The organism is Pseudomonas sp. 51_B (assembly GCF_017491595.1).
Taxonomy (GTDB): Bacteria; Pseudomonadota; Gammaproteobacteria; order Pseudomonadales; family Pseudomonadaceae; genus Aquipseudomonas; species Aquipseudomonas promysalinigenes.
The window spans coordinates 132,777-147,683 of sequence record NZ_JAFGYW010000007.1 but is presented as its reverse complement, the minus strand read 5'-3'; the positions used below and the strand labels follow the sequence as shown (position 1 = coordinate 147,683).

Genomic DNA, 14,907 nt, shown 5'->3' with positions numbered 1-14,907 from the left:
CAAAAAGGGTAATCGCGTCACCTAGGGTGCACGTTCTTTATGACAGGTAGGCATTCGCCTGAGTAAATCGGGGGGCCCTGTGTCGATCCTTGGCACACGTGTCGACGATGTTGTTCTGGTGGGCAATTGCCGTGCCCCAACGCATCGAGGCGTAGGGTGGCCGGCAAAAGGTGTCAGGAACTGCAGGCGTGACTGGTTGGTCACTCGCGGACTGACAAGGATGGAGTCAAGCAGTGAGGCAGACTTCGCGCAAGTGCTCTTCGCGCGAATTTGTGACTTCAACCGCTCAGCGGTCGTATGCCGATGTTATGGCATTCACACCGAGGCGATTTCGTCTGCAGTCAAAGCCCTGTATTGGCCGGGCTGTAAGCTCGGATCGAGGCGAATCGACCCCATGGTTTCACGGTGCAGGCCGACGACCTTGTTGTCGAAATAGCCGAACATGCGTTTGACCTGGTGGTAGCGCCCTTCGACGATCGCCAGCCGGGCCAGGCGTGGACCCAGGATTTCCAATCGCGCGGGCAAGGTGGTCAAGTCTTCAAAAGCGAAATAAAAACCTTCCTGGAATTTGCCCACATAGTGGTCGCCAATCTCGCCTTCGGTATGCACCAAGTACTGCTTGGGCAGCTTGGTGGCTGGCTGGGTCAGGCGCCGCGACCATTGGCCATCGTTGGTCAGAATCATCAAGCCTGTGGTATTGAAGTCCAGACGCCCGGCGATATGCAGGCCCTCGCGCAAGGCTTCGGGCAGCAAGTCGAGCACGGTGCGATGTTGCGGATCTTGGGTCGCACTGACGCAGCCTATAGGCTTGTGCAGCATCAGGTAGCGGGCGAGGTGGCCGCCTTGCAGCAACTGCTCGTCGACCTCAACTCGGCTGAATTCACGGACCTGCGCCTTCGGGTCGGTTACCACTTCGCCGTCCAGGCGGACACGGCGCTGCGCCAGCAACATGCGCACTTGCTGGCGGTTGTAGCAGGGCAGGTTGGCAAGGAATCGGTCGAGGCGCATGGTGGCTGCGGGAAAAAGGCGGCAGTTTAGCGGTTTTCATCGCTGCGCGGGGCAGCCTTTGAGGCCAACTGATCCTCTACGGCAGCACAGCGTGGGCACAGGCAGGCTTTGTTTCGCAGTTCGGCTGGCAGAGCTTGGAGCACCGCCGGATCTATACTCACGCCGTAGCACCAACAGGCCTGGGTGGCGCTGCGTGGGTCGGCCAGGCTGCAGTGGTTGAGTGCACCGCAGGCAGGGCAAAGCTGGCTTTCAGTCATGACCGCTTTCCGGTGTTTCACTGCAGACGCAGTTGCGACCGGACTGCTTGGCACGGTAGAGGGCACGGTCGGCGCGGGTCAGCAGGGCGTGCAGGGAGTCGCCAGGCTGCAAGGCGCTGACGCCGATACTGGTGGTCAGGCGCAAAGGGTTTTCTTCATAGTTGAAGGTCAGTTGCTCGGTACGGCGACGGATCTTCTGCGCCACTTCCAGCGCCTGCCTGCATTCGGTTTCACGCAACAACACGATGAACTCCTCACCCCCCCAGCGGCAGAGTATATCCGACTGGCGCAGGCTGCCTTGCAGCACGTTGGCGAACTGACGCAGCACTTCGTCGCCTGCCAGATGACCATGGGTATCATTGAGCACCTTGAAATGATCGAGGTCGATCAACAACGCGACCAGCGGTGCGCAATTGCGCTGAGCATCTTTTAGCGCTTGTGCAGCCAGAACATCGAAACTGCGCCGGTTGGGCAGGCCGGTGAGGCTATCGAGGGTGGCTAGCGCCTCGGTGCTGGCGCGATGCCGCCTGAGCATGCCGTTGAGCAGGCACAGTACCACCAGGGTGATCATCGCGCAGATGACCAGGTTCAGGTACAGCGAGTGACGGATGTGATCCAGGGTGCCGGTTTCACGTTTGTCCACCATCAGATACCAGCCCAGCTCAGGCAGCTGCCGCACATTGAGGAAGTGGCTGTGGCCCTCGCTGTCGTTGTATTCGTGGCTGCCTTCGGCAGGCGTCGGGCGTAGTGCAAGCAACGCTTTGAGGTCGGCATTGTCGGCCAGAGGTTGGCCGACCTTCAGGTCATGGGGCGCACCGTGGGAGCCGGTTAGGATGACCTTCCCTTGGGCGTCAGTGAAGAATACCGAGCGTTGATAGCGAAGCTGATAGTTGTCGATGAGTTTGATCACCGCGTCCACGCTCAGGCCAACCCCGGCAGCGCCGATGAAGCGCTGCTGGTAATCCAGGACGCGGTAGTTGATGAACACGGTCAGGCTATCCTGGTTCGCCATGTCCACGTCGACGTTTATTTCATAAGGCGCTTGCATCTGGCGCAGGCGGAAATACCAGGCATCGCGCCAGGTACCGGGCACCACTTGCTTGAGCACGCCCTTGGCCTGGTAATAGGTGAGGCTGCGGTCGGAGACGAAGAATGATGTGAAGATATCCTGTTTGCCCATGACCTCGCCGAGGTAGCGGGTGATGCGCTGGGTATCTTGTTCACCGGCCAGCACCCAGTCACGCAGGAAGGTGTCCTGGGCCATCATCGAGGCGATCAGCACCGGGCGTATGAGGTCTTTCTGGATTTCCGAGTAGACGGTGTCGGAGGTCAGTGGCAGTTCAGTGTTGACGATGCCGTCACGAATCGCGCTGCGCGAAGCGAAGTAGCTGATCAGCGAAGTGGCGAGAAAGCCACAGGCCAGCAACAGCAGTAGGGCCAGTATCAGCGAGCGCTGTGATAACAGGGCGGAGCGTGAAGGCATGATCTTCCCATGATGTGTGCCGAGGCGCTCATTCTAGTGAGATGAATGGCAAATGACTGCAAGTTTTTAAGGGCCATATTCGGTTGTATCAATTTGTTGCCGAAATGGCACTGCACGCCTCCGAGGCTGTCTGAATCTGTGTCGATGAACGCATTGTGTCGACGCTCGTCAGCGCCGCTGTTCGGGCACCCCAGCGGTCCAGGAGGCCGCCATGTCCTATCGAATTCTGTTGATCGCCCTGTTGGGGTTGATGACCACTGCCTGCGCGCCCTATTACGAAGGCGGCGAGTATTACCGATCCGATTATTACACCACTGACCGCTACGCAGCGCCGGGCTATTACCGTTACGACCGTTATTATGTAGCGCCGCAGCCACGCTACTACTACCAACCTGCGCCTCGCTACTACCGCCCGGTGCCTGCGCCGCACTATCGGCCCGGTCCACCGCCGGGGCTGAACCAGTGGCATGGCAACCCGCGCTACGATTATGGCAACCGCCAGCGCAATGATTACGGGCGAGATCGCGACCGCTACGATTATCGCGATGGCAGTCAGCGCTACCAAAACGACCGCTGGCACTCCAACAACCGCGGCGACGACGGCCGCAGGCCAGCTGGGTGGCGCGGCGGTGATCGCAACTGGCAGCGCTGAGGCTGTCACGCATCGAGGTCTTGCAGTGGGTGGCGCCCCTCCCACACCTTGGCGAAATGCGCCTCGACCACCGCTGCGGGCACTTGTGCAACGTCTGGCCAGTGCCAGCGCGGCTGGTTGTCCTTGTCCAATAGTCGGGCGCGCACGCCCTCGCTGAACTCCGGATGCCGGCAGCAATTGAGGCTGATGCCGTACTCCATCTGAAACACCTGAGCCAATGACAGGTGGCGTGCGCGGTGCAGTTGTTCCCACACCAGGTGCGCCGTCAGCGGGCAGCCTTGATCCAGGCGCTGCCCGGCGTCGGCCAGTACCGGGTCGCTATGGTGCTTGAGGCCCTGCAACGCCCGCCAGGCGGCTGCGGGGTCTGCCACATCAAGCAGTGAGTCCAGCTCCTGGCGCCGCGGCAACCATTGCGCACTCGGCAACTCGGCCCAGGCGCGATGCTGCTCTGCCTTGAGTAGGCTATTGAGTTGTAGGGCGGTCTGCTCTTGCCAGTTCAGTTGGAGCAACTCTTCGATCAAGGACTCTTGCTGTTGTTCGCCGAAGAAACGGTCAGCCAGACCCAGGTCGAGGGCATCTCGGGCGTTGATTGGCGCTCCTGTCAGCCCTAGGAACAGGCCGAGCTTGCCGGGCAGTCGGGCGAGGAACCAGCTGGCGCCAACGTCCGGGTACAGGCCGATGCTGATTTCTGGCATCGCCAAGCGGCTGCTGGGTGTGACGATACGTACTCCAGCGCCTTGCAGCAGGCCCATGCCGCCACCCAGCACATGGCCGTGGCCCCAGCACAGCAACGGTTTGGGGTAGGTGTGCAGCAGGTAGTCCAGACGGTATTCGGCCGCGAAGAAGCTGGCGGCCAGCGGCGGTACACCGCCGGGGTGCGCGAGACAGGCCTGGGCCAGCGCTCGCACATCGCCGCCGGCGCAGAACGCCTTCGCGCCGTTGCCACGCAACAGTACGCAGACCACTGCAGGGTCGCGGGCCCAACGGTGCAATTGTTCGCCGAGCACTTCGATCATCGGCAGGTCGAGAGCGTTCAGCGCCTTGGGCGCATCGAGGGTGGCGATGCCGATACGGGCGCCATCGACGCCGGTTAGTACCTCGCAATGAATGGCCATGGACTACCTCGCACACGTGATCTTGCAAGTATGGCCCGGATGGCTGAGCGTGCCGGTCGTCGGTCGGATCGATTGACAAGCCCAGGTAGCTTACCTAGTGTCGCGCCATTGTTTACGGATGGCCGCCATGACTGAAGACGATCGCATCAAACTCGAACCCAGCTGGAAGGCTGCCCTACGCGCCGAGTTCGACCAGCCCTACATGCAGCAGTTGCGTGAGTTCCTGCGCCAGGAGCACGCAGCCGGCAAAGAGATCTACCCGCCGGGGCCGTTGATTTTCAACGCGCTCAATACCACCCCGCTGAGCCAAGTCAAAGTGGTGATCCTCGGCCAGGACCCGTACCACGGCCCCGGCCAAGCCCATGGCCTGTGCTTCTCGGTACAGCCGGGCGTACCGGCACCGCCGTCGCTGGTCAACATCTACAAAGAGTTGCAGCGCGACCTGAACATCCCCATCCCTAATCACGGCTACCTGCAAAGCTGGGCCGAGCAGGGCGTGCTGCTGCTCAATACCACCATGACGGTCGAGCGCGCCAATGCAGCCTCGCATGCCAAGAAGGGTTGGGAGCTATTTACCGACCGAATCATCCAGGTAGTCAGCGAGCAGTGCCCCAACGTGGTGTTCCTGCTGTGGGGGGCACATGCCCAGAGCAAGCAGAAGCTGATCGACGGCACCAAGCACCTGGTGCTCAAGTCGGTGCATCCCTCGCCACTGTCGGCATACCGCGGTTTTCTTGGTTGTGGGCACTTCAGCCGTACCAATGCCTTTCTCGAACAGCGCGGCATGGCGCCTATCAACTGGGCATTGCCGCCACTGTGAATACCGCCCGGGGCTGCCAGGCAGCCCTTACGGACGGGCCTTTACCCAATACCTGAACAATGGCTCTGCCAGAAACAGCACCAGCACCAGCCGCACCACCTGCAGCGCCGTTACCAGCGGTACCGACAGTTGCAAGGTCTCAGCCGTAAGGCTCATCTCGGCGATGCCGCCGGGCATCATTCCCAGCGTCAGTGAGCGCAGGTCAAGTTCGGTCATCATACTGAGCACCCATGCAGCGCTGCCGGCAATGGCCATGCACAGCGAAGTGGCGAGCAGTGTACGGCCTAGAAAGGAGGGTGCGCGGCGGAAAAACGCCCGGTTGAAGTGGCATGCCAGCCCGCTGCCGATCAGCCACTGGCCTACCTGGCTGGCGCCATCGGGCAGGGCGATCTGCAACGTACCTATAAGGCTTATCGAGGCGGCCACCAGCAGAGGGCCGAACAGCCAAGGGTTGGGTTGACGCAGGCGCTGCCACACAAAGCCCATGCCCACACCCAGCGGCACGATCAGCGCCAGCCAGCCCCAGCTGACACTGGCGGTGTGGTTCAGTGGCACGCCATCGCCTAGCAGAAACTTGAACAGTGCCGGCACGCACAGCACCACCGTCAGTACCCGCAGGCTCTGCGCTGCAGCCACTTGGCTGAGCACAGCACCGTTGCGCGCGCCAAGGTTGACCATTTCACCCGAACCACCGGGCATGCTGGCGAAGAACGCGGTGGCACGGTCCTCTCCGGTGCGCCGCAGCAGCCATACGCTGATGACGCTGGACAAGGTGGTGAACAGTGCGCCGAAGCAGATCAGTGCGAAGTGGCTGGCGACTTGCTCGATCACTGCCGGGGTGAAGTGCAGGCCTATACCGATACCAATGATGCATTGGCCGCATTTGCGGCCATTGGGTATTTCCGCTAGCTGCCAAGGCGTCAGGCAGCGCACCAGGATGATCGCCAGCAACGAGCCGACCATCCAAGGCAAAGGCCAGCCGACCTTGCTGGCGGCATAACCGCCTGCAAGCCCGACCAGCCCGGTGGCAACGAACAGCGGTACAGACCGATCAGGCATCGGCCATGGCCCGGCGCTGCAGGCTGCGTTTGCGCCAGATGCGCAGCAGCGGCAGTGCCAGCATGCAGCCCACCAATACCCAAACGCCCATGCTGATCGGGCTCGACCAGAGGATGCCCAGTTCACCGTTGGAGATCGACAGGGCGCGGCGCAGGTTCTGCTCCATCAGGCCACCGAGGATGAAGCCCAGCAGAATCGGCGACAGCGGGAAGTCCAGCTTGCGCAGGATGTAGCCCATGATGCCGATGCCGACCATCAGGAACAGGTCGAAGGTGGTGGCATGCACGGCGTACACGCCGATTGCGGTAATGATTGCGATCACCGGCACCAGCGCCCAGTTCGGCACGGCCAGAATGCGAGTGAAGATGCGGATCATCGGAATGTTCAGAATCACCAGCATGATGTTGGCGATGAACAACGAGGCGATCAGGCCCCAGACGATGTCTGGCTGTTGTTCGAACAGCAGCGGGCCTGGAGTGATGTTGTACAGGGTGAGCGCGCCGATCATTACCGCAGTAGTGCCCGAGCCGGGCACGCCAAGGGTCAGCATCGGTACCAGCGCACCGCAGCAGGATGCACCGATAGCGGTTTCCGGGGCCGCCAGGCCGCGGGCATCACCCTTGCCGAACTTGCCCGATTCACCGGCCAGCCGTTTTTCGGTCATGTAGGCAACAGCACTGGCCAGGGTTGCACCGGCGCCCGGCAGCACGCCCATGATGAAGCCCAGCAGGCCGCAGCGGATGTTGACCACGAACACCGACGCCGCTTCCTTTAGATTGAACAGCATGCGCCCGGTGGCCTTGACCGCTTCGTGGCCATGGTGGGTTTTTTCCAGCAACAGCAGGATCTCGCTGACCGAGAACAGGCCCAGTACCAGCACCACGAACTGGATGCCATCGGCCAGGTGCACACTGTCGCCGGTGAAGCGGTAGACGCCGCTGTTGGCATCGATACCGACGGCCGACAGGAACAGTCCGATCAGTGCGGCGATGAAGGTTTTTAGCGGCTTGTCACCGGCCATGCCGCCCAGGGCGACGATGGCGAACACCATCAGCACGAAGTACTCCGCCGGGCCAAAGGCGATCGCCCACTTGGCCAGCAGCGGGGCGAACAGCACCATGCCGCAAGTGGCGATGAGCGCGCCGATGAACGAGCTCCAGGCCGACAGCGACAGAGCCACGCCGGCCAAGCCCTGGCGTGCCATTGGGTAACCGTCCAGGGTGGTCATCACGGTCGAGGCTTCGCCGGGAATATTCAGCAGGATCGAGCTGATCCGGCCGCCGTACTCGCAACCCAGGTAAACGGCAGCTAGCAGGATCAATGCAGACTCCGGCGGCAGGCCCAGGGCGAAAGCGATTGGGATCAGCAGCGCCACGCCGTTGATCGGGCCCAGGCCTGGCAGCAAGCCGACCACGGTGCCGATCAGCGTGCCCGACAGGGCGGTGACCAGGTTGTAGGGGGACAGGGCGACGCCGAAGCCCTGGCCCAGGTAGCTCAAGGTATCCATGTGTCAGTTCTCCAGTACGCTCAGCAGGCCAAGGGGCAGGGGTACGTCCATGACGCGGTCGAACAGCCAGTAGAGGAATACGCTCATGCCCACCACCACCAGGGTGCTGTGCAGCCAGCGGCCACCGTACAGGCGGGCCATGGGGATGCCGACCAGAATGGCGCTGAGGATGAAGCCCAGTACTTCGAAGGTGGCTGCGAACAGCACCAGCAGGCCGACGCAGCAGGTGATCTTGATCAGGGTTTGGCGGTCCAGCTCTGGTTCATCGTCCTTGCGCACGATGGGGGTCGGGCGGATGGCCAGGTACAGCAAGCCCAGGCTCATCAAGCCGAGCATCAGCAACGGGTAGGCCCGGGGCCCTACCGGCTCGTAGGAAAAAGCGGCCTGATAGGGCCAGGCCATTACGGCCAGGATGGCGCACAGCGCCAGCAAGACCACGGCGAAGAGGCGTTGCAGGATCATGTTGGAATCCTCGGGAATGTTCGACGCGACATAGACCCTGTGGGGCTGGGTTGACCCGCGAACCAGTGCCAAGCACTGGCCATGCGCCGCGGGGAGTGCTTTACGGGTCAACCTGCTGCCACCAGGGTCGAGTTACAGCTCCAATCACTGAACCAGGCCGAATTCCTTGGCCAGTTTCTTGTACTCAGCCACTTGGTTCTTCACATAACCGTCCAGCTCCGAGCCGGTCATGGCGAACGGGAACAGCTCACGCTGGTCACGCAGCTTGGCGAAGTCTTCGGAGGCCAGCATCTTGTCGAACGATTCTTTCCACCAGGCGTATTCCTCGTCGCTCACCTTCGGGCCGAGGTAGAAACCGCGCACCACTGGCCAAACGATGTCGTAGCCCTGCTCCCTGGCAGTGGGGATATCTTTCATTTCTGGCTCGTCCAGGCGGTTTTCAGAGAACACGGCGAGGATGCGCATGTTGCCGCTCTGGATGTGCGGCATGGAGTCGGAGATGTCGGTGGAGCCAACCTGGATATGCCCACCCAGCAAAGCGGTGGCGATTTCACCGCCGCCTTCAAGGGCCACGTAGCGCAGGTCTCGCGGGTTGATACCCGCTGCTTTGGCGATCAATGCGGTTTGCATCCAGTCCTGGCTGCCGACGGTGCCGCCAGAACCGATCACGACCTTGCTCGGGTCCTTTTTCAGCGCCGCGACCAAGTCGTCGAGGCTTTTATAGGGCGAGTCGCTTTTCACTGCGATAGCGCCGTAGCTGGTGCCGACGGCGGCCAGCCACTTCACCGCGTTCTCGTCAAAGCGGCCGAACTTGCCCTGGGCCAGGTTCAACAAAGAGCCACTGGACCAGGCGACCAGGGTGCCGGCGTCGGCCGGGCGCTGGGCGACCACCGCGTTGTACGCCACCGCGCCGACACCGCCAGGCATGTAGGTCACACGCATCGGCTTGCTGAGGATTTTTTCCTGCACCAGGGCGCTCTGCGCCAGCTTACAGGTCAGGTCGAAGCCACCGCCTGGGGAGGCTGGGGCAATGCACTCGGGGCGTTTGGGCTCGGCGGCCAGAGCGTTACCGGCCAGCAACAGGCAACCGGTGGCGAGGGCGAGGCGGCGCAGGGAAAAGGTCATCGTCAGTCTCCGTGAACATTGTTGTTTTGAATTACCACAGGGCTACGCTGTAGCTCACCAGTACCCGTACTTCGTCCGCATCACGGGCGAAATTGGAGCGGAAGGTGGCGTTGCGCAGGCGCACGGCGACGTTTTTCAACGGGCCGGCTTGTACCACGTACTTGATTTCGCTGTCGCGTTCCCACTCCTTGCCCTCGCCACCAGCGGCGCGGCTGACGTTATCGCCGTTGATGTAGCGGGTCATGAAGCTCAGGCCTGGAATGCCCAGGGCGGCGAAGTTGTAGTCGTAGCGGGCTTGCCAGGAGCGCTCGTCGGCATTGGCGAAGTCGTTGATCTGTACGAAGTTGACCAGGTAGGGATCGGCGCCGTCGATGTAGGGGAAGGCGCTGTCGCCCGACAGCTGCTGCCAGGCGGCGCTGACTTTGTGCCCACCCAGGCTATAGCTGAACATGGTGTTGAAGGTGGTGTTGTCGATTCGCCCGGCCTTGGCCGCCCCTGCGTCGTCACTGATTGCCAGGCGTACGTCGGCGGCGAGGGCGCCCGGGCCCCAGGGCTGGGTGGCGAGCATGCCGATGAAGTGCTGGCGGTAGATGTCATCGAGCTGCGCGAAGTGGTAGCTGCCGGTGATGCGGTCGGAGAACTTGTAGTCAAGGCCCGCCAGATCGAGGTTGTCGGCGCTGAACGAACCACCGAAGCGGCCGTTCTTGTTGTTCAGGGCAAGGTCTTCCCAGTTGGTATCGTTGCGGTCCTTGGCCTTGTCCAGGCGCCCACCGGTGAAGGTCAGGCCCTTGATCTCCTGAGAAGTCAGCAGGCCGCCTTCGAAGGTTTGCGGCAGAATACGCCCGTCATTGGGCTGCAAGGTCGGCAGTTCAGGGATGAGAGTGCCGATCTTAAGCTCGGTCTTGGAAACTTTGACCTTGCCGGTCAGCCCAAGCTTGGAGTATTCGTTGGCGGCTTTGCCGTCATCGTGGGTCGGCAGCAGGCCGGTGTCGGTGCGGTCGGGGCTGGAATCAAGCTTGATGCCCATCATACCCAGCGCATCCACGCCGAAGCCCACCGTGCCATCGGTGTAGCCGGACTCGAAGTTGAGCATGAAACCCTGGGCCCATTCGTCGCGCTTGGATTGCTGCGCACTGGTGCCGTCGCGAAAGTCGCGATTGAAATACATGTTGCGGGTTTCAAAGGTCGCCGTGCTGTCTTCCAAGAAGGCGGCCTGGCTGAGCGGAGCAACACCGGCAAGTGCAAGAGCGCTGGCGATGGCAGAGGGGCGCGGGGACAGGGAACGGCTAGGCGCGAACGCCTTCGGCTGCAATGACAGCATCGAGATGACTCCGTTTATTGTTCTTATTCGTTGCACCTTACTGGTGCTTTTTTCGGCGCATGGAGCGACCGTAGTGCGATGCTAGGCAACGAACCTTTCGCTAACCTTTCAGCGTGAAAGGTTTGTTCGAAGGGCTTCACAGGGTTGCCGACAGCGGTAAACTCCGCGCCACCGCCCCACCCGAGCAGGGAGAATCCGATGCGTGTACTGCTGGTCGAAGACCACCTGCAACTGGCCGAAAGCGTGGCCCAGGCCCTCAAGAGTCACGGCCTGACGGTGGACGTGCTGCATGATGGCGTAGCTGCCGACCTGGCCTTGGCCAGCGAGGAGTACGCCGTTGCCGTGCTCGATGTGGGCCTGCCGCGCATGGACGGTTTCGAAGTGCTGGCGCGCCTGCGCGGCCGTGGCAAGACTGTACCGGTGCTGATGCTGACAGCGCGCAGCGATGTGAAGGACCGTGTGCATGGCCTGAACCTGGGGGCGGACGATTACCTGGCGAAACCTTTCGAACTGACCGAGCTCGAGGCCCGGGTCAAGGCATTGCTGCGGCGCAGTGTGCTGGGTGGTGAACGCCAGCAACGTTGCGGGCCATTGGTTTACGATCTGGACACCCGACGCTTCAACCTCGGGGACGACATTCTGACGCTGACCTCTCGTGAGCAGAGCGTGCTCGAGGCCTTGATCGCTCGCCCCGGCCGGGTGATGAGCAAGGAGCAGTTGGCGGCGCAGGTCTTTGGCCTGGATGAAGAGGCCAGCCCAGACGCCATCGAAATCTACGTTCATCGCCTGCGCAAGAAGCTCGATGGCTACCCGGTCGCCATCGTCACGTTCCGGGGCCTGGGTTATTTGCTTGAGCATCGTGATGCGCAGTAATGGCAGCCTGCGCGGGCGGCTGCTGGGCAACCTTGCGCTGCTTCTAGTGGTATTGATGCTGGCCAGTGGCTTGAGCGCTTACTGGAATGGACGTGAAGCTGCCGATACCGCTTATGACCGGACCCTGCTGGCATCGGCACGTACCATTGCCGCCGGGCTTTCGCAGCGCGACGGCAGCCTCAGCGCCGATGTGCCTTATGTGGCCCTCGATACCTTCGCCTATGACAGCGCCGGGCGTATCTACTATCAGGTCCTGGACATCAACCAAAAGTTGATTTCAGGCTATGAGCACCTGCCACCGCCGCCGCCCGGCACGCCGCGTACTGACGACTACCCCGCACTGGCGCGCTTCTACGATGCCACGTACCTTGGCCAGGACGTGCGCGTGGTCAGCCTGCTCAAAGCGGTGAGCGAGCCGAACATGAACGGCATGGCAGAAATTCGCGTGGCCGAGACCGAAGAGGCGAGGGTACGCATGGCGCGCAGCTTGATGGCCGATACGCTGCTGCGTCTGGGCATGCTGGCGCTGGGCGCACTGGTATTGGTGTGGTTTGCCGTGAGTGCGGCGCTACGGCCGTTGGAGCGCCTGCGCACGGCGGTCGAGGAGCGTCAGCCTGATGACCTGCGGGCGCTGCCAGTGGTGCAGGTGCAGCATGAGTTGACGCCGCTGGTCGGTGCCCTGAACCACTTCACCGAGCGTTTGCGCGGGCAGTTCGAACGCCAGGCAAAGTTCATCGCCGAAGCTGCCCACGAACTACGTACACCGTTGGCGGCCCTCAAGGCGCGGGTCGAGCTGGGGCTGCGCTCGCAGCGGCCCGAAGAATGGCGGCAAACCCTGGAAACCGCCGCACAGGGTACCGACCGGTTGACTCATCTGGCCAATCAGTTGCTGTCGTTGGCGCGGGTTGAAAATGGCGCCCGTGCCATTGCCGAGGGCGGGGCACAGCGTCTGGACCTGAGCCAGCTTGCCCGGGAACTGGGGATGGCCATGGCGCCATTGGCCTATAACCGGGGTGTGGCTTTGGCGCTTGAGGCACCGGCGCCAGTGTGGCTGAAAGGAGAGCCAACTTTGCTCAATGAGTTGCTCAGCAACCTGGTGGACAACGCCCTGGCCCATACGCCGGCCAATGGCAATGTCATCATTCGTGTACTGGGCCCGGCGGTACTTGAGGTCGAAGATGACGGTCCCGGCATCCCCGAAGATGAGCGGGAACGGGTATTCGAGCGGTTCTACCGCAGAGGTGCGCAGGGCAGCGGCCTGGGCTTGGCTATCGTGGGTGAGATCTGCCGGGCTCACTTGGCGCAGATCAGCCTGCACGATGGCGAGAAGGGTGGGCTGAAGGTGCGCGTGAGCTTCATCGCTGACTGACCTTTACCGCTTGGGCAACCGCTAATCAGCGCAGCATGCTGCGTGCTTCCAGCAGCTCTGCCACTTCGAGCTCCGTGCCGAACGGCAAGCCAAGGTGCTGGTAGGCAGGCAGCGCCGCCAGGGGCCGGCTGCGCCCGCGCTGGCTTAGGCACTTGGCGATCTGCACCACGTCGATGTAGTCGACCTTATCGGTGCGACGGTCCAGGTCCTGCACCTGGCTTGGTAGGTTCACCAACTGCTCGGGAAACTCCCACGCAGAGAGAATCTTGTCACCCAACACGGGTTGGATCTGCTCGATCACATAGTGCAGGCAGACAGGGTCGGACAGCAGTTCGTTGTGTTCTTCGGCATAAATCAGCACGGGCAGAGCGCCAATCTGGTTGACGAGCCCCCCGAGTGTCGCCTGGTCAGGCTTCAAGTGGGTGTATCTTCGGCAGATTTCATAGCTAACGCCGGCGATCTCGAGGCTATTCGCCCAAATATCTCGTAACTTCTGTTCCACGGCGGGTGAGCGAGCATGGAAGATCTGCTCGATGACCAAGCCGATGGACAAGTTGCAGCTATAGTTGATGCCCAGACGGGTAATGGCAGTGTGCAGGTCAGTGACCTCTACCGCAGCACGCAGCAGGGGGCTGTTGACCACCTTGATCAGGCGCGCCGCCAAGGCGGCGTCGCGTCCTATCACTTTGCTCAGCGCGGCTACGCTGATTTCGGTGTCTTCGGCCGCCTCGCGAATGCTCAAGGCAACCTCGGGCAGGGTCGGCAGCACCAGGTCATCGTTCTCGATGGCAGCGAGCAACTGTGCTTGAACCATCTCGGCCAGCTTGTTCATGAACGTCTCAACGGCAAAGGGGGTGCACTGTTCAGCGCTGGATTTCCCGGTCGCGGTCCAACTCATACGGCAGGGTCAGCAGCTGCAGGCGTGGGCCTTCAAGGCTTCCCAGGTGCAAGTTGTCATCCTCTACCGCCTCCGCGCTCAGTACCGCCAATAGCTCGCACTCATTGCCAGCGCTGGCAGCCAGTACGACCTCGCCTACCGATGACCCATGGGTAGGCGAAAAGATTGGCGTAGCGGGGGCTGGAGCCTCCTGCTGAGCCAGTGCCAGCCGGTACTGGCGGCGCTTGAGCTTACCCAGATACTGCATGCGCGCGACGATTTCCTGGCCGGTGTAGCAGCCTTTCTTGAAGCTTACGCCGTCGACCGCTTGCAGGTTTATCATCTGTGGGATGAACAATTCACGGGTCGGGCCCATGACTTGGCCGATACCGGCGCGGATCTGGCCCAGCAGCCAGTCGTTCAGGCAGCCTTCGGGCAGCGTTGCAGCCAGCCGTTGGCGAACGTCGGCAGCCTGCGCCACAGGTATCCAGAGTTCGCTGCGCTCAGCCGAGACGGTAATGGCGATAAGGCCATCATGACGCACGGTGCTACCTGGCGCTGGCGGTAGGTCAAGCCCTAATGCCTGCAATGCGCCAGCGCCACCTTGCAGGCCGAAACGCGCCCAGGCGGCGCTCTCGTCTGTGAGGGTTGCCTTGGAAAATACTGCATACTTCTTGAGGTCGGCCAGTTGAGGCTCCAGCAACTCGCTGGCCATCGCCAGCAGGTAGCCATTGCCTTCGGGCAAAATCCGGAAGCTCGACTGCATGCGCCCTTTGACCATGCAGCGGGCGCCCAGGCTGGCGTACTCAAGGCTCAGATAACTGATGTTGCAGGTCAGCTGGCCCTGCAGGAACTTGCCGGCGTCGGAGCCGCGCACGGCGAGAATGCCCTCGTGGGACAGGGGGGTGAAGAAAGCGGAATCGGCCATGGGACATCGCATTGGCTAAAGACTGGCGGCCATCATAGAACGCCAGTAACA

At 61.9% G+C, this 14,907-nt stretch carries 15 protein-coding genes; 4 read left to right on the top strand and 11 right to left on the bottom strand.

What is annotated here, in order from left to right:
* Positions 1 to 315: 315 nt before the first annotated feature.
* The 3 genes from J5M56_RS11075 to J5M56_RS11065 are packed head-to-tail and all read right to left on the bottom strand — an operon-like array spanning position 316 to position 2,748.
* Positions 316 to 1,008: a 16S rRNA pseudouridine(516) synthase gene (locus J5M56_RS11075; protein WP_207936848.1), complete on the bottom strand. Its 693-nt coding sequence runs from the start codon at positions 1,006 to 1,008 to the stop codon at positions 316 to 318.
* A 26-nt stretch (positions 1,009 to 1,034) separates the two neighbouring features.
* A complete protein-coding gene (locus J5M56_RS11070) occupies positions 1,035 to 1,265 on the bottom strand; it encodes a cysteine-rich CWC family protein (RefSeq protein WP_060479686.1) in 231 nt (76 codons plus the stop codon).
* Positions 1,258 to 2,748, bottom strand: a complete 1,491-nt coding sequence (locus J5M56_RS11065) for a diguanylate cyclase (RefSeq protein ID WP_186477553.1) — start codon at positions 2,746 to 2,748, stop codon at positions 1,258 to 1,260. The genes J5M56_RS11070 and J5M56_RS11065 overlap by 8 nt, the downstream gene beginning before the upstream one ends.
* A 211-nt stretch (positions 2,749 to 2,959) precedes the next feature.
* Here J5M56_RS11065 and J5M56_RS11060 point away from each other — a divergent pair, with 211 nt between their 5' ends.
* Positions 2,960 to 3,400, top strand: coding sequence for a hypothetical protein (locus J5M56_RS11060; RefSeq protein ID WP_186477554.1), 441 nt, complete (start codon positions 2,960 to 2,962; stop codon positions 3,398 to 3,400).
* Positions 3,401 to 3,405: 5 nt separating this feature from the next.
* Here J5M56_RS11060 and J5M56_RS11055 read toward each other — a convergent pair whose 3' ends face one another.
* Positions 3,406 to 4,515: an enoyl-CoA hydratase/isomerase family protein gene (locus J5M56_RS11055; RefSeq protein WP_207936846.1), complete on the bottom strand. Its 1,110-nt coding sequence runs from the start codon at positions 4,513 to 4,515 to the stop codon at positions 3,406 to 3,408.
* A gap of 127 nt (positions 4,516 to 4,642) precedes the next feature.
* Between J5M56_RS11055 and ung the strand changes: the two genes are divergently transcribed.
* On the top strand, positions 4,643 to 5,335 hold the full coding sequence (gene ung, locus J5M56_RS11050; protein ID WP_060479682.1) for a uracil-DNA glycosylase: 693 nt from the start codon (positions 4,643 to 4,645) through the stop codon (positions 5,333 to 5,335).
* Positions 5,336 to 5,362: 27 nt separating this feature from the next.
* On the opposite strand, the gene J5M56_RS11045 is transcribed toward ung, so the two are convergent.
* The 5 genes from J5M56_RS11045 to J5M56_RS11025 all read right to left on the bottom strand — a co-directional run bounded on the left by J5M56_RS11045 (position 5,363) and on the right by J5M56_RS11025 (position 10,809).
* Positions 5,363 to 6,394, bottom strand: coding sequence for an AbrB family transcriptional regulator (locus J5M56_RS11045; protein WP_207936844.1), 1,032 nt, complete (start codon positions 6,392 to 6,394; stop codon positions 5,363 to 5,365).
* Entirely contained in the window at positions 6,387 to 7,901 is a 1,515-nt protein-coding gene (locus tag J5M56_RS11040; RefSeq protein ID WP_186477557.1) for a tripartite tricarboxylate transporter permease, read from the bottom strand. Before J5M56_RS11040 ends, J5M56_RS11045 begins: the two co-directional genes overlap by 8 nt.
* A 3-nt stretch (positions 7,902 to 7,904) precedes the next feature.
* Positions 7,905 to 8,363, bottom strand: coding sequence for a tripartite tricarboxylate transporter TctB family protein (locus J5M56_RS11035; protein ID WP_060479679.1), 459 nt, complete (start codon positions 8,361 to 8,363; stop codon positions 7,905 to 7,907).
* Positions 8,364 to 8,507: 144 nt separating this feature from the next.
* Positions 8,508 to 9,488: a tripartite tricarboxylate transporter substrate binding protein gene (locus J5M56_RS11030; protein WP_186477558.1), complete on the bottom strand. Its 981-nt coding sequence runs from the start codon at positions 9,486 to 9,488 to the stop codon at positions 8,508 to 8,510.
* Between the two features lie 31 nt (positions 9,489 to 9,519).
* Positions 9,520 to 10,809 (bottom strand): OprD family porin, encoded by a 1,290-nt coding sequence (locus tag J5M56_RS11025; protein ID WP_186477559.1) that lies wholly within the window; start codon positions 10,807 to 10,809, stop codon positions 9,520 to 9,522.
* A gap of 198 nt (positions 10,810 to 11,007) precedes the next feature.
* Here J5M56_RS11025 and J5M56_RS11020 point away from each other — a divergent pair, with 198 nt between their 5' ends.
* Complete coding sequence (locus J5M56_RS11020) at positions 11,008 to 11,682, top strand: response regulator (RefSeq protein ID WP_186477560.1); 675 nt, start codon at positions 11,008 to 11,010, stop codon at positions 11,680 to 11,682.
* Positions 11,672 to 13,051 (top strand): sensor histidine kinase, encoded by a 1,380-nt coding sequence (locus J5M56_RS11015; RefSeq protein ID WP_207936897.1) that lies wholly within the window; start codon positions 11,672 to 11,674, stop codon positions 13,049 to 13,051. The genes J5M56_RS11020 and J5M56_RS11015 overlap by 11 nt, the downstream gene beginning before the upstream one ends.
* Positions 13,052 to 13,076: 25 nt before the next feature.
* Here J5M56_RS11015 and J5M56_RS11010 read toward each other — a convergent pair whose 3' ends face one another.
* Together J5M56_RS11010 and J5M56_RS11005 are read right to left on the bottom strand one after the other, a co-directional pair.
* Positions 13,077 to 13,883, bottom strand: a complete 807-nt coding sequence (locus J5M56_RS11010; protein WP_207936842.1) for an HDOD domain-containing protein — start codon at positions 13,881 to 13,883, stop codon at positions 13,077 to 13,079.
* Positions 13,884 to 13,914: 31 nt separating this feature from the next.
* Complete coding sequence (locus tag J5M56_RS11005; protein WP_207936840.1) at positions 13,915 to 14,856, bottom strand: folate-binding protein YgfZ; 942 nt, start codon at positions 14,854 to 14,856, stop codon at positions 13,915 to 13,917.
* Between the last annotated feature and the right edge of the window lie 51 nt (positions 14,857 to 14,907).

Coding starts and splice junctions, on each gene's coding strand:
- J5M56_RS11075 (WP_207936848.1), bottom strand. CDS start 1,008: ATGCGCCTCGACCGATTCCTTGCCAACCTGCCCTGCTACAACCGCCAG.
- J5M56_RS11070 (WP_060479686.1), bottom strand. CDS start 1,265: ATGACTGAAAGCCAGCTTTGCCCTGCCTGCGGTGCACTCAACCACTGC.
- J5M56_RS11065 (WP_186477553.1), bottom strand. CDS start 2,748: ATGCCTTCACGCTCCGCCCTGTTATCACAGCGCTCGCTGATACTGGCC.
- J5M56_RS11060 (WP_186477554.1), top strand. CDS start 2,960: ATGTCCTATCGAATTCTGTTGATCGCCCTGTTGGGGTTGATGACCACT.
- J5M56_RS11055 (WP_207936846.1), bottom strand. CDS start 4,515: ATGGCCATTCATTGCGAGGTACTAACCGGCGTCGATGGCGCCCGTATC.
- ung (WP_060479682.1), top strand. CDS start 4,643: ATGACTGAAGACGATCGCATCAAACTCGAACCCAGCTGGAAGGCTGCC.
- J5M56_RS11045 (WP_207936844.1), bottom strand. CDS start 6,394: ATGCCTGATCGGTCTGTACCGCTGTTCGTTGCCACCGGGCTGGTCGGG.
- J5M56_RS11040 (WP_186477557.1), bottom strand. CDS start 7,901: ATGGATACCTTGAGCTACCTGGGCCAGGGCTTCGGCGTCGCCCTGTCC.
- J5M56_RS11035 (WP_060479679.1), bottom strand. CDS start 8,363: ATGATCCTGCAACGCCTCTTCGCCGTGGTCTTGCTGGCGCTGTGCGCC.
- J5M56_RS11030 (WP_186477558.1), bottom strand. CDS start 9,488: ATGACCTTTTCCCTGCGCCGCCTCGCCCTCGCCACCGGTTGCCTGTTG.
- J5M56_RS11025 (WP_186477559.1), bottom strand. CDS start 10,809: ATGCTGTCATTGCAGCCGAAGGCGTTCGCGCCTAGCCGTTCCCTGTCC.
- J5M56_RS11020 (WP_186477560.1), top strand. CDS start 11,008: ATGCGTGTACTGCTGGTCGAAGACCACCTGCAACTGGCCGAAAGCGTG.
- J5M56_RS11015 (WP_207936897.1), top strand. CDS start 11,672: ATGCGCAGTAATGGCAGCCTGCGCGGGCGGCTGCTGGGCAACCTTGCG.
- J5M56_RS11010 (WP_207936842.1), bottom strand. CDS start 13,883: ATGAACAAGCTGGCCGAGATGGTTCAAGCACAGTTGCTCGCTGCCATC.
- J5M56_RS11005 (WP_207936840.1), bottom strand. CDS start 14,856: ATGGCCGATTCCGCTTTCTTCACCCCCCTGTCCCACGAGGGCATTCTC.